General features: G+C 43.1%; 2 tRNA genes and 2 rRNA genes. All 4 read right to left on the minus strand.

The features are described 5' to 3' along the window. Positions 1-117: ribosomal RNA gene (locus BSF41_RS23545) — 23S ribosomal RNA — on the minus strand; the annotation flags it as partial. 134 nt (positions 118-251) lie between these two features. Continuing rightward, positions 252-325: transfer RNA gene (locus BSF41_RS23550), tRNA-Ala, on the minus strand. 86 nt (positions 326-411) lie between these two features. Next, positions 412-485 (minus strand) — tRNA-Ile (locus BSF41_RS23555). A 127-nt stretch (positions 486-612) separates the two neighbouring features. After that, positions 613-719, minus strand: a 16S ribosomal RNA gene (locus tag BSF41_RS23560); the annotation flags it as partial.

Genomic DNA, 719 nt, shown 5'->3' on the forward strand with positions numbered 1-719 from the left:
TCGGATATCTGCGGATCAATCTGTGTGTGCCAGTCCCCGCAGCTTTTCGCAGCTTATCACGTCCTTCATCGCCTCTGAGAGCCTAGGCATTCCCCATGCGCCCTTATTTTGCTTATTGCACCAATCTTGTTAATTAAAACAAGACCGTTTTGTTTTGTCTTTTGCAATAAATTGCAAAAAACGCTTTCTACTTTCTTATTATTTTCTTATCTCAATATGTCAATGAACTTTTATCCGCCTGGGCGAATCAGTGGAGAATAACGGAGTCGAACCGTTGACCTCCTGCGTGCAAGGCAGGCGCTCTAGCCAGCTGAGCTAATCCCCCAATCTAATTATGAATTGTGAATTATGAATTATGAATGATTATTCATAAGAACTCAACTCTAGAATTTCCTTTTTTAAGTTAAATAGTAGTCCCGGGCAGACTCGAACTGCCGACCCCTACATTATCAGTGTAGTACTCTAACCAGCTGAGCTACGAGACTCTGTTTTACTTAATTTTTATCATTTTTTTTAAATTAACAGCAAGAGCAATACAATCTCAGATTCCAAAACCATAGTCCGGCATCTTATTTCCCCAGCGTGCATTGCTGCTAACACATAGGGCTCTAGAAAGGAGGTGTTCCAGCCGCACCTTCCGGTACGGCTACCTTGTTACGACTTAGCCCTAGTTACCAGTTTTACCCTAGGCAGCTCCTTGCGGTCACCGACTTCAGGCA

Source organism: Flavobacterium sp. ACN2, from assembly GCF_002303885.1.
GTDB lineage: Bacteria > Bacteroidota > Bacteroidia > Flavobacteriales > Flavobacteriaceae > Flavobacterium.